The 12449-nt window shown below is 68.5% G+C and carries 11 protein-coding genes; 6 read left to right on the forward strand and 5 right to left on the reverse strand.

What is annotated here, in order from left to right; all coding sequences use genetic code 11:
* Positions 1-112: 112 nt before the first annotated feature.
* From ACSQ25_RS14500 to ACSQ25_RS14510, 3 genes are all read right to left on the reverse strand, one after another.
* Entirely contained in the window at positions 113-1471 is a 1359-nt protein-coding gene (locus tag ACSQ25_RS14500; RefSeq protein ID WP_436106382.1) for an acetylxylan esterase, read from the reverse strand.
* 23 nt (positions 1472-1494) lie between these two features.
* Positions 1495-3729: a carbohydrate-binding protein gene (locus tag ACSQ25_RS14505; protein ID WP_436106383.1), complete on the reverse strand. Its 2235-nt coding sequence runs from the start codon at positions 3727-3729 to the stop codon at positions 1495-1497.
* Between the two features lie 61 nt (positions 3730-3790).
* Complete coding sequence (locus tag ACSQ25_RS14510) at positions 3791-6154, reverse strand: glycoside hydrolase family 2 TIM barrel-domain containing protein (protein ID WP_436106384.1); 2364 nt, start codon at positions 6152-6154, stop codon at positions 3791-3793.
* A gap of 228 nt (positions 6155-6382) precedes the next feature.
* Between ACSQ25_RS14510 and ACSQ25_RS14515 the strand changes: the two genes are divergently transcribed.
* From ACSQ25_RS14515 to ACSQ25_RS14525, 3 genes are read left to right on the forward strand one after another with little or no spacing between them, the layout of a single operon-like run.
* Positions 6383-7429 (forward strand): UDP-glucose--hexose-1-phosphate uridylyltransferase, encoded by a 1047-nt coding sequence (locus ACSQ25_RS14515; RefSeq protein ID WP_436106385.1) that lies wholly within the window; start codon positions 6383-6385, stop codon positions 7427-7429.
* 7 nt (positions 7430-7436) lie between these two features.
* Positions 7437-8597: a galactokinase gene (gene galK / locus ACSQ25_RS14520; protein ID WP_436106386.1), complete on the forward strand. Its 1161-nt coding sequence runs from the start codon at positions 7437-7439 to the stop codon at positions 8595-8597.
* Positions 8594-9589 (forward strand): aldo/keto reductase, encoded by a 996-nt coding sequence (locus ACSQ25_RS14525; RefSeq protein ID WP_436106387.1) that lies wholly within the window; start codon positions 8594-8596, stop codon positions 9587-9589. Before galK ends, ACSQ25_RS14525 begins: the two co-directional genes overlap by 4 nt.
* Here ACSQ25_RS14525 and fdx read toward each other — a convergent pair.
* Both fdx and ACSQ25_RS14535 read right to left on the reverse strand, forming a co-directional pair.
* Positions 9586-9924, reverse strand: coding sequence for an ISC system 2Fe-2S type ferredoxin (fdx, locus tag ACSQ25_RS14530; protein ID WP_436106388.1), 339 nt, complete (start codon positions 9922-9924; stop codon positions 9586-9588). The two genes, ACSQ25_RS14525 and fdx, sit on opposite strands and share 4 nt — an antisense overlap.
* Complete coding sequence (locus ACSQ25_RS14535; RefSeq protein WP_436106389.1) at positions 9917-10072, reverse strand: hypothetical protein; 156 nt, start codon at positions 10070-10072, stop codon at positions 9917-9919. The genes fdx and ACSQ25_RS14535 overlap by 8 nt, the downstream gene beginning before the upstream one ends.
* Before the next feature lie 171 nt (positions 10073-10243).
* Between ACSQ25_RS14535 and ACSQ25_RS14540 the strand changes: the two genes are divergently transcribed.
* The 3 genes from ACSQ25_RS14540 to ACSQ25_RS14550 all read left to right on the forward strand — a co-directional run bounded on the left by ACSQ25_RS14540 (position 10244) and on the right by ACSQ25_RS14550 (position 12437).
* Positions 10244-10600 carry a hypothetical protein gene (locus tag ACSQ25_RS14540; protein WP_436106390.1) on the forward strand — a complete coding sequence of 119 codons (357 nt, stop codon included), beginning with the start codon at positions 10244-10246 and terminating at the stop codon, positions 10598-10600.
* A 103-nt stretch (positions 10601-10703) separates the two neighbouring features.
* Positions 10704-11000 (forward strand): hypothetical protein, encoded by a 297-nt coding sequence (locus ACSQ25_RS14545; RefSeq protein WP_436106391.1) that lies wholly within the window; start codon positions 10704-10706, stop codon positions 10998-11000.
* Between the two features lie 15 nt (positions 11001-11015).
* Entirely contained in the window at positions 11016-12437 is a 1422-nt protein-coding gene (locus tag ACSQ25_RS14550) for a TolC family protein (RefSeq protein WP_436106392.1), read from the forward strand.
* Positions 12438-12449 lie beyond the last annotated feature (12 nt).

The following is a 12449-nucleotide window of genomic DNA, read 5'->3' on the forward strand; positions in this document are numbered from 1 at the left end:
CGCCCAAGGGTGCGTGCACGACACCGTCAACAGGTAAGACGAGGGGCGGGACGGCAATCCTCCAGCCGGCGCGAAGTAATCACCTTCTTGATTGCTTCCCGCTCCCATGGCTTCAGCGCCGCCCTTGCGCGTGTTCGATCAGCCAGCGGTCCATGGTCTCGCGGTGCGCCTGCGAAGTCAGGTGCACCTGCTGCGGCTCGACGATCAGGGTCCGGGCGGTGGGAATCACGTTATACACGGCGAACACCGAGGTCGGCGGGGTCACCGTGTCGTTGTAGCCGGCGTAGTACAGCACCGGGGTGCGCAGGCGTTTGGCGAAGTTCACCGTGTCGTAGTAGGCCGAGGTGGCGGCTTTCGGTTCGACCGGCTGGTCCTGCCGGCGGCCCTCGCCGTCCTTGCGGAACAGAGCCGGCCAGCCGCCGGCGCGCTCGTGCAGGTAGCCGGTGACGTCGCTGTAGGCCGGGTAGGAGGCGAGCGTCAGCGATACCCGCGGATGCAGGGCGCTGGCCATGATCGAGAGCTGGCCGCCCTGGCTGCCGCCCTGGGTCACGAGCTGCTTGCCGTTCCACTTCGGGTGCTGGACCAGGTAGTCCAGCGCGCGCAGGGTGCCGAGGTAGACGCGGCGGTAGTAGTAGCTGCGCGGGTCGTCCAGGTTGAAGCGGTTGTAGGCATCCAGCGCCCCGTAGTTCAGCCCTTCGTACAGTTCGGCCGGAAGGTCGACCGGGATGCCGTGGATCCCGATCTGCAGCGTGATGAAGCCCTTCGCCGCCAGCTCGGGCGTGCCCTTGTAGCCGCGCACGCCGGCGCCCGGCACGTGCAGCACCGCCGGGAACGGACCCACCCCGCGCGGCACCGACAGCACCCCGTACATGCGGGTCGCGCGCTTGCCCGGACCGACGTTCTGGTAGCTGAGGTAGGACACCTCGACCTCGGGCGTGGAGAGCGCGGGCGCCGGCACCAGCCGGAAGGCCGGCTCGATCGCTGCCAGGTCGCGCTTCTGCGCGGCCCAGAAAGCGTCGAAGTCCTTGGGCTCGGTCTGGACCGGGCGCAGCTCGAGCGGACTGAAGGCCGCCGTCGCCACCGCTTCGAGCGCCTTGCCGTCGATGGCGGCCTTGACGATGCAGCGCACGAAGCCCGGCTTCAAGTGGCCGGGCGCCGCCAGCAACAGACCGTCCTCCGGCACCACGGCGCTGCGTTCCGGCCCCTCCAGCATGTCCGGCCCCAGCCGGTAGGTGATCCGGATGCCTTCGCGCGGGTAAGGCTTCTTGTCGATCCTGACCTGGAAGATGGCCGGATCGCCCGCGCGGTAAGTCCAGTCGGGACGATCGAGGCTGACTGTCAAAGGCTGGTCCGGCAGCACCGCCCGGGCCACGTGGACGTCGGAAGGCGCTGCGGCCCATGCCTGGCCGGCCCAGAGCAGTTGAACCGCCAGCAGCACGCCGGCGGCAACTGAGTTGTGAAGCTTTTTCATTTGTATGCGTGTGTCCTTCGCCCTCAGGGCACCATCAGCTCGTCGATGTTGCCCATTCCCCGGCCCGTGGATTCGAAGCGCAAGGTGTTGCTCTGGCCGGGGGCCAGGTGGACGGTGACGCTCATGGTCGCCCAGGTGTTCCAGCCGCCGGTGCGCCTGAACGCAAGCCCGTGGGGCACCCCGTTCACCCGCAGCATGCCGGTGCGCGTCGCCTGGTCGCCGTTCGCGTAGCGGATCGTGATGGTCTTCGGTCCGCCCGCCCCGCCATTGATGCGCTTGAACTCCGCGCTGCCGCCGTCCAGTGGGAAGTTCAGGAAGCCCAGGTGGCGGAAGCCGCCGCCCTCATCCTTGACCGCCGTGTTGCCGCCCACGATGGCGGTTTCGGCCTGGATCGTTCCGGTACCGTCGTAGGGCACGTGCACCGGCGCCTGCGGGAAGGAGGTGGCGCCATGGCCCAGGAAGAAGCTCGGGTGCGGCGGCTGGTTATAGCCGGCGTTCTGCGCCGCCACCTGGCCGCGGTACTGCGGGTCCTGCATCAGGGTGTTGATGCGGGTAGCAGTCGGGGTCGTGGTGCTGAACACCATCAGCTCGGTGTTGCTGCTGTTGCGGTAGACGATTTCTTCGCGCCAGTCGCCGAGCAGGTCCGCCGTCAGGACCGGGTTCGCCTTGGTGCCATTGTTGGAAACGGCGCCGAAGCTAGCCGGGTCGATCAGTGTCGACAGGGTCCGGGTGGCCGGGTTCCACTTCTGGACCGCGACGCTGCCGATCACTTCGCGCAACAGGTCGCCGTCCCACCAGGCCGCGAAATTCATCGAGCCCGGTGCGCTCGCGTTGATCAGGGCGCCGGTGGCGGTGCGGTGGCCGCCGCGCGAGGCCCAGCATTCCGCGCCCGGATAAGCCGGATCGACGTCGAAACAGACCCCGCGTCCCACGTCCGCGTTCGAGCCGCTCGCGCCCCAGATCAGGGCGCCGGTGGCGGCATCGTGCATGCCGGAGCCGGTGGCGCCATAGACGCTTGGACTTTCGTGGATCATGTAGACCTGCCGTCCCGCGCGGTCCGGGTCGAACTTGCCGAAGTGGAGTGCGTCGCCATGACCCAGGCGGGTGGTGTACAGCAGCTGGCCGTAGCTGTCGATGGTGGCGGCGCCGTACACGATGTCGTCGCGGCCGTCGCCATTGGCGTCGCCGGTGGCGAACCAGTGCGCGCCCTGCCCCCGCGCCGCGCTGCCTGCGACGTCGGTGTCGAACACCCAGCGGCTGGTGAGCGCGCCGTCGCGCCAGTCCCAGGCGGCGATCACCGCGCGCGTGTAGTAGCCGCGCGAGAAGATCGCGCTCGGACGGTTGCCGTCCAGGTTGGCCACGCCGCCCAGGAAGCGGTCGACCCGGTTGCCGTAGTTGTCGCCCCAGGCCGCCACGCTGCCGCGCGCCGGCAGGTAGTTCACGGTCTTCATGGCCGCGCCGGTGAGGCCGTTGAACACGGTCAGGAATTCCGGCCCGGTGAGGATGTAGCCGTTCGTGTTGCGGTGGTCTGCGCTCGGGGAGCCGATGACCACGCCCTTGCCGTCGACGGTGCCGTCCGCGGTCTTCGCCATGACTTCGGCCTGGCCGTCGCCATCGAAGTCGTAGGCCAGGAAGGTGGTGTAGTGGGCGCCGGCGCGGATGTTCTTGCCCAGGTCGATACGCCACATTCGGGTGCCGTCGAGTTGATAGGCGTCGAGGTAGGTGTTGCCGGTGTAGCCCGACTGCGAGTTGTCCTTGGCATTAGTGGGCTGCCACTTGACGATGATCTCGTAGCTGCCGTCGCCGTCCAGGTCGGCAGGCGCGCCGTCGTTCAGCTCATAGGTGTAGGCCTCGCCCTTGGGCGTGACGCCCGCCGGCGGCGCCTGCACCGGGATCGATTTGTAGGCCTTGGCCCAGGTGGGGCCGGCGCTGGAAGCGCCCTGCTCCACGCCGCCCACGACCTCACGAACGGTGTAGACGTCGGTCGCCGTGCCGGATGTATCGGTGAAATTCAGCGCGCTCAGCGGCGATGCATTCAGCCTGGTGGCGCCGCGGTACACGTTGAAGCCCGTGCCTGAGGCGTCGGTGGCGAGCTGGCGCCAGCTGATGAACACGCCGGAACCGGAGGTGATGGCGACCACGCCGCGGTTCAGGTTTTCGACCTGCATGCCGGGAATGGTGATGACTGCGCTGGCGCTGCCGGCCGCGGCCAGCAGTGCAAGGAGGAAGGTCGAGGCTCTGGCTTTGTTATAGAACATGCTGTCTCCGTTGGCTGATGTATGTGTAATGCCTACGTATGCCTGAGATGTGCTGCACGGGTCAGGGCGGCCCGGTGTCGAACCCTGTCATGTCGGTGATCAAGGCGCCCGTTTCCGCCTTCAGATGGACGCGCGGCCCCTGGACCCGCACCAGCACGCTGGCGATCCCGGCCTCGGTGCTCACATTGGCACTCCCGACGATTTCCGTTCCCGGACCGGCCGCGAAGCGGACTTCGCGTCCGTTCGCAGGCACGGTCGTCCCTGTGGCGTCGAGCAGGCGGGCGCGCACGAAGACCAGATCCCCTTTGGCTGCCGGCACGCCCAGGTCATCGAGCGCCAGCGCCAGCTTCGCCGGCTCGCCGGGCGTGCGCACGCGGTGCTCGGCCACCACCCGCCCGCCCGAATAGGCCAGCGCCACCAGCTCGCCGGGCGCGAAGCCGCCGGTATCGAATTCCAGCGGCGGATGGGCCAGGCGCGGATGCGCCGCTGACGGCTTGCTCTTGTGGCGCGCGATCGTCTTACCGTTCAGGCGCAGCTCGACTTCCTCGGCATTCGTGAACACGCGCACGCGCGGCGAGGAATCGGGCTGCCAGTAGCTGGCGATGAAGACCATCGGCCCGCCGCCCCAGCGCGGTGAGCGTTCCCCGGCATCGCGCTGGGAGCGGAAGAACTCGGCGCCGAACTTGGGCAGGCGCTCGATGCTCATCGCGCCCGACTCTTCGAGGTCCTGGGCATAGCCGCGTGCGTAGTCGAACATGACCCAGTAGCCGTCCGCGAAGGCCGGCGTGGTGAAATTATCGTCGTGGGCTTCGGCCAGGTTCCTGGCCTGCTGCAGCAGGCGGGTCTCGCCCTGCCCCAGCGCCTGGCGGCTGGAGCGGTCGGCCGGCTTGAGGTCGGCCCAGGCTTCCTGGTTGAAGCCGGCGTTCTGGGCGAAGTACTCCCAGTCGCCATACTCGGACACGATCAGCGGCTTGCTTGGGAGCGCATGCTTCTTGCCCAGGCGGTGCTGGCGCGCCTGCAGGTAGATGTCGTAGTGTTGCGGCACCCAGCCGGCCGAGAAGGCCTGGTCGCCCGGGTATTCAGTATGCACGGTGTCGTGCAGGGCCTGCACCAGGGCATCCGGCATCTGGGTCTCGTTCAGCGAGCACTCCCAGGCCAGCACGCTCGGATGGTTGCGGTCGCGCCGGATCATGTCGGCGCAGGTGCGCAGCGCCTGGCGGCTGAAGGCAGGGTCGGGATGGTAGAACTGCCAGCCGGGGATGCCCGGCACGACCAGCAGGCCCAGTTCGTCGGCGGCGGCCATGAAGCTTGGGGACTGCGGGTAATGCGACAGGCGCACGTAGTCGAAGCCGTATTTCTTGATCAGCAGCGCATCGCGATAGTCGGCCCCTTCCGACAGCGCATAGCCGACGTAGGGATATTCCTGGTGCCGGTTGACGCCGCGCAGCTGGACCGCTTCCCCATTGAGCAGCAGCTTTCCGCCCTCGAAGGCCAGGCGGCGCACGCCGATCCGGGTCGCCACCACGTCTTCGCGGCCGGCGGCCAGCACCTTGCTGGTCAACTGGTAGAGGTTCGGTTCCTTCGGCGACCACAGCTTCGGCCCGGTGAGCCGCAGCGGGATGCTGAGGTGGCGGCGCTCGCCGGCCGCCAGGCGCAGCTGCTGTTCGGCCTGGGCCACTTGCCGGCCCTTCCAGGCCAGCGTGTGGCGCACGGTCGCCGTGTACGCGCTACCTGAGGTATTGCTGACTTCGACCTTGACCTGCACCACCGCGGCCGCCTTGTCGGCCTGCGGATAGCTGACGAAGACGCCGCCGCCGGCCGGGGTGTCCGACAGCATCTCGTCCGTGATGTGCACCGCCGGCTTGATGATGAGCTTGACGCCCCGGTAGATGCCGCCGTGCTGGATATAGTCCAGCTGCTTGAGCGGCTTGGGGCCGGTGATGGGGTTGTCCTCGTTATTGGCGCGCACCACCAGTTCGTTGCCGCCACCTGCGCGCAACACATCGGTGATGTCGAAGGCGAAGGGCAGATAGCCGCCCAGGTGCTGGCCCAGGTGCTTCCCGTTCAGCCAGACGTCGGCCACGTTCATCACGCCCTCGAAGCGCAGGATGGCGCGCTCGCCCGGGCGCAGCTTCACCTCGAGCCGTTTCTTGTAGAACGCGGTGCCCTGCCAGGGGTCGGTCGGAACGCGCGGCTCGAGGCGCGCCGCGTGCGGCAGCTCGACCCGGGTCCAGGCGTTCGCCGGCACCTGTTCGGCACTGCCGATACGCCGGCTGTCGTCGCGGTAGAACTGCCAGCCCCCGTTCAGGCTGGTCGTGGCCGCCTGCGCAGCGCCAGCCAGCATGAGGAAGGACAGGCAGGACAGGCAAACGCGGGCCGCAAGCTTGCGCAGCGGGCCGGCGCCGGCGAAATCGAAAGAGTGCATGGTGTGCGATGAGCAACATGAGCGGGCTGCCAGTCTATGTAAAGCCCGCCGCGCGCCGCAAGCGAATACGACGCCTTGCCCGAAACACTCACGAAGCTGATTGCTGTTCGGCAGTGGCCGTTCCAAGCAGTCACAAACCTGAGCATTTTGCCAAGCATGCGTGCTTGGAAAGCGAAACCCATTACCATTCATCCTTTGACAGTGACGTTCAACAACGCGAGGCCCTCGATGTTTAATCCCACCGACCATCCTCACCGCCGCTACAACCCGCTCATGGGTGACTGGGTGCTGGTATCGCCGCACCGGGCCAAGCGCCCGTGGCAGGGCCAGCAGGAAGCCGTCGACCGCGCGGCCAAGCCGGCGCACGACCCGGATTGCTACCTCTGCCCCGGCAACACGCGGGTCAACGGCGAGAAGAATCCGCCCTATACGGGCACCTATGTGTTCACCAATGACTTCGCGGCCCTGATGGCCGACACGCCTGACGCCGCGCCGGGTGCCGATCCGCTGTTCCAGAGCATGAGCGCGCGCGGCACCAGCCGCGTCATCTGCTTCTCGCCGGACCACAGCAAGTCGCTCCCCCTCCTGAGCCTGGAGGCCATCGAAGGCGTGGTCGACACCTGGTGCGAGCAATGCGCGGAACTCGGCGCCAGCCACCGCTGGGTGCAGGTATTCGAGAACAAGGGCGCGGTGATGGGCTGCTCGAATCCGCACCCCCACGGCCAGATCTGGGCAACCAGCTTCCTGCCCGACCTGCCGGCCGCCGAAGACCGCCAGCAGCGCGCCTGGTTCGCCGAACAGGGCAAGCCGATGCTGCTCGACTACGTGGAACGCGAAGCGGCCGACGGCGAGCGCGTCGTGGTCCAGACCGACTACTGGCTGGCCGTGGTCCCCTACTGGGCCAGCTGGCCCTTCGAGACCCTGCTGCTGCCGCGTTTTCCGGTCAAGCGCCTGGAAGACCTGAACGGGGCCCAGCGCGCCGACCTGGCCCTGGCCTTGCAGCAGCTCACGGTGCGCTACGATAATCTGTTCCAGGCCTCCTTCCCGTACTCGATGGGCTGGCACGGTGCCCCCTATTCGGAAGACGATACCGCGCCCTGGCAGCTGCACGCCCACTTCTACCCGCCGCTGCTGCGTTCGGCCTCGGTGCGCAAGTTCATGGTCGGTTTCGAGATGCTGGCCGAAACCCAGCGCGACCTGACGCCCGAGCAGGCCGCCGCCCAGCTGCGCGCGGTATCAAGCGTGCATTACCTCCATACCCAGCCTACTTCCTGACAGTAAGATGAACGACACCCCACTGGCCCGCGCGGCCGCCGTTTTCCAGGCCGCCTTCGGCCAGGTCCCCAGCATCCAGGTCCAGGCCCCGGGCCGGGTCAACCTGATCGGCGAACACACCGACTACAACGACGGCCTGGTGCTGCCCTGCGCGATCGACTACCGCACCGTGATCGTGGCGCGCCTGCGCGAGGACCGCCTGGTCCGGGTGCTGGCCGCCGACTACGAAGGCGCGATCGACGAATACTCGCTCGATGCGCCGATCGAACGCCTCGAAGCGCCGATGTGGGCGAACTACGTGCGCGGCGTGGTCCGCGAACTGGTCCAGCGCGGCCTGCCGATGCAGGGCATGGACCTGTCCATCGCCGGCGACGTGCCGCAGGGCGCCGGGCTGTCATCGTCCGCCTCGCTGTCGGTCGCGGTGTGCCGGCTGTTCGCCACCCTGCCCGGCTTCGAGGCCTTGAGCCCGGTCGACATGGCCCTGGTCGCCCAGCGCGCCGAGAACGACTTCGTCGGCTGCAAGTGCGGCAACATGGACCAGATCAGCTCCGCCTGCGGCGTCCAGGACCACGTCCTGATGATCGACTGCCGCTCGCTCGCGGTGGAACCGGTGCCGATGCCTGCCGGGGCCGCGATCATGATCTTCAACTCGCACGTCACGCGCGGCCTGGTGGACAGCGCCTACAACACCCGCCGCGAACAGTGCGAGACTGCCGCCCGCCACTTCGCCCTGCCAGCCCTGCGCGACCTCGACCTGGCCACGCTCGAGGCGCGCGGCGCCGAACTCGATCCGACCGTGCTGCGCCGCGCGCGCCACGTGGTCACCGAGAACGCCCGCGTGGCGGCCGCCGCCCAGGCGCTGGCCGCTGGCGACCTGGCGCGCATGGGCGAGCTGATGGAAGCCTCGCACGCCTCGATGCGCGACGATTTCGAGATCACCGTGCCGGCCATCGACCAGCTGGTCGGCATCGTCAAGGACGTCATTGGCAAGGCCGGCGGCGTACGCATGACGGGCGGCGGCTTCGGCGGCTGCGTGGTGGCCCTGGTGCCGGAGAATCTGGTCGACGCCGCCCGCGAAGCCGTGGCCCGCTCCTACACCGCGCCGAACGGCATGCGCGCGACCGTCTACGTCTGCCGCGCCGCGGCCGGCGCCGGCATCGTCGCATGAGCTGGCAGGCTGCCGCCGACCGCTACGAGGCCGTCCCCTACCGCCGCTGCGGCCGCAGCGGGCTGCGCCTGCCCGCCGTCTCGCTCGGCCTGTGGCACAACTTCGGCGGCGTGGACGATCCGGCGCGCCAGCGCGAGATCGTGCGCACCGCCTTCGACCTGGGCATCACCCACTTCGACCTGGCCAACAATTACGGACCGCCGCCGGGATCGGCGGAAAGCAGCTTCGGGCGCCTGCTCGACCTCGACCTGCGCCCCTACCGCGACGAGATCGTGGTCAGCACCAAGGCCGGCTACACCATGTGGCCCGGCCCCTACGGCGACTGGGGCAGCCGCAAATACCTGGTGGCCAGCCTCGACCAGAGCCTGAAGCGCATGGGACTCGACTACGTCGACGTCTTCTACCACCACCGGCCCGACCCGGCCACGCCGATCGAAGAGACGATGGCCGCGCTCGACCACATCGTGCGCAGCGGCCGCGCGCTCTACGTCGGCATCTCGAACTATTCCGGCGAGCAGACCGCCATTGCGGCGGCCGAACTGCGCAGGCTGGGCACGCCCTGCATCGTCAACCAGTCGCGCTACAACATGTATACGCGCCAGGTCGAAGACGGCCTGCTCCCCGTGCTGGAAGGGGAAGGCATCGGCTGCGTCGCCTTCTCGCCGCTGGCGCAAGGCTTGCTCACCGACCGCTACCTGAGCGGCGAGCCGCCCGGCGACTCGCGTGCGGCCGGCAGCGTGGGCTTCCTGCGCAAGGAGCACCTCACCGACGAGCGCCTGCGGACCTCGCGCGCCCTGCACGCCTTCGCGCAGGAGCGCGGGCAATCGCTGGCCCAGCTGGCCCTGCGCTGGGTGCTGCGCCAGCCGGCCGTCAGCTCGGCGCTGATCGGCGCCAGCAGGCCGGCGCAGGTCATCGAGGCGGTGCAGGCGGCGCGCATGGCGGCGCTCAGCGCCGGCGAGGCGGAGGCGATCGAAGCGCTGCTGGCGCGCTAGCCGTTTTCCTTGGCATGATTCAGCGTGTAACGCGGGATCTCGACCGTCAGGTCGGCGTCGGCAAGGATGGCCTGGCACGACAGGCGTGACTGCGCTTCGACACCCCAGGCGCGGTCCAGCATGTCTTCTTCGGCGTCGCTCGCCGCATTCAGTGATGCGAACCCCTCACGGATGAGGACGTGGCAGGTCGTGCAGGCTCCGACCTTGCCGCATGCGTGCTCGATTTCCACACGTTGCGCGAGCAAGGCGTCACAGATGCTGGTGCCGGGCGCGGCCTCGATCAACGCCCCCGCGGGCGCACATTCCGGGTGAGGAAGGACACGTATCTTAGGCATGGGAAGTCTCCTGCTGCTGCGCAGGCGCACGCCGGTATCGGCAGAACATGCAGGTGCCGGGTTCTTGCCGGTCTTGACGGCTGTCCGGCAGCGAGGGAAGCGTCGGGCGCATGGCGGACGACTGATTGACTTGCTCGATTGGTTTCATGATGGGACTCCAGGAGTTGGCTGATTCCACTGTAATCCTTCCGATGGTGGGAAGGTCAAGGGGTTTCATGACGCTGCAACAAGCCGGTTATCAGCCGAAAATCGCCGTGCTATACTCCGCCCATCTATGAACCGCACCGTCAAGACATTGCTCGTTTGGCTACTGATGCTCATGCTGCCGCTCCATGCGGTCGCCGCGAGCGTCGGGATGTCCTGCGCGCCGGTTCAGCAGCACGCATCCAGCCCAGCCGACGTGGCGCATCATGGCGGCGATCATACCGCGCACATGGAGCACGGCGCCAGCCCGGCAGCGGACGAACACGCATCCGCGCCGGACATCGTGAAAAAGCCGCATTCTTCCTGCAGCGCCTGTTCGGCGGTCTGTGCGGGCGCAGTGGCGCCGCCTTCCGCCTTCCTCCCTCTCCCCAGCTTCGACGGCTCGGACGCCGTCCTCGTGTCGCCTTCGGCCCTGGCCGACGGCTTCATCCCGGACGGTCCGCAGCGACCTCCCCGGCATCCATCCGCCTGATCGATCCGGAAGCTGACGCCGGCCGCCTGTGCGCACGCCGCGCCTGCATCCCAAGCGACCGTGCGCCCGGCGCACGTCCCATGATTGACGTTGAGGATTCACGATGAAACCAATGCTATTGGCTGCCGCCTTCGGCGTCCTGGTGGCGACGGCCCCGGCGCACGCCCAGCAGCCGTCACGCTCGCCCGATCCGAGCGACCCGGCCGTGACGGTCCCCCAACCCGTGTACGAGTCGGCGATGACCGGCTATTCGCGCCAGCCGCGTGACGGCGGCGCCACCCCGGACAACAACTGGCGCCAGGCGAACGAGGCAGTCGCCGCGGCGCCGGGCCACGGGCATTCCCCGGCGGCTCCCGCTCAGCCGGACAAGCCTGCACCCGCGGACCACCAACACCATTAACGCCAGGGCAAGATCATGACAAAGCAAACTTTGCCACCCCGGCTGCGCGCCATCGCCGCCGGCGCGCTCGTGCTGGTACTGAGCGGCTGCGCCGGCTTTTCGCAGGACGGTGGCCTCGACACGGTGTCCAGCATGGCCACGGTCCGTACGGGCCAGGACGTCCGCCTGCCGAAGACAGCCGACGACGGCGCTTCCGGCCGGGCGGAACTCGACCGGCTCCTGCAGGAGCCGCTGACGGCCGACAGCGCCGTGCGCGTTGCCCTGCTCAATAACCGCGGCTTGCGCGCCTCGCTTGCAGGACTGGGCGTCGCCGAAGCCGACCTGGTCCAGGCCGGACGGATGCGCAACCCGGGCTTCAGCTTCAGCCGCATGTCTGCTCACGGCGAAACCGAGATCGAACGCAGCGTCATGTTCGACCTCGTCGGCCTGCTGACCATGCCGATCCGGCGCGACATCGAAGCGCGCCGTTTCAAGGGCGCGCAACTGACTGCCGCCCTCGACGTGGTGCGCCTGGCCGCCGATACGCGCAAGGCCTGGTTCACCGCGGTCGCCGCAAGCCAGTCCGCGCGCTACGCGGAACAGGTGCGCGAAGCCGCCCAGGCCAGCGCCGAACTGGCCCAGCGCATGGCCAAGGCCGGGAATCTCAGTGCGCTCGACCAGGCCAGAGAACAGGTGTTCTCGGCCGAGGCCACGGCGCAGCTGGCGCGTGCGCGCCATCGTGCGACCGCCGCGCGCGAGGGGCTTGCCCGCCTGCTGGGCGTGTGGGGAACGCAGACCGCGTTCAGGCTTCCCGAGCGCCTGCCCGACCTGCCGGCGGCGCCGCGCGACGGGAACAATGTCGAAAGCCTGGCGATGCAGCAGCGCCTCGACGTCCAGCTCGCGAAGCTGGAGGCCGAATCGACCGCACGCGCCTTGGGATTGACGCGCGCGACCGGCGTCGTCAACGTGCTCGAAGCCGGCTACGCCAACGCGAGCAAGACCGGCGCGCCGCGCGAGAACGGCTACGAGATCGAGCTGGCCCTCCCGCTGTTCGACTGGGGCGGCGCACGGGTCGCAAAGGCCGAGGGGCTCTACATGCAGTCGGTCCACCGGACCGCCCAAGCCGCCATCACCGCCCGCTCGCAGGTGCGCGAGGCCTGGTCGGCCTACCGGACGAACTACGACGTCGCCATGCACTACCGCGACGAAGTCATTCCGCTCCAGAAGAAGATTTCAGAAGAAACCCTGCTGCGCTATAACGGCATGCTCATGAGCGTCTTCGAGCTGCTGGCCGATGCGCGCGCCCAGATCACCGGGGTGAACGCCGCGATCGAAGCCCAGCGCGATTTCTGGATCGCCGAAACCGAACTGCAGGCCGCCATCAACGGCAGCGGCGGAGCAACGGCGTCCCTGACGGCCGCCCCTTCCGCCTCCGCGGCAGCGGCGCCTGCACACTGACAAGGAAGTGAA

Source organism: Massilia sp. LjRoot122 (genome assembly GCF_964252725.1).
Classification (GTDB): domain Bacteria; phylum Pseudomonadota; class Gammaproteobacteria; order Burkholderiales; family Burkholderiaceae_D; genus Telluria.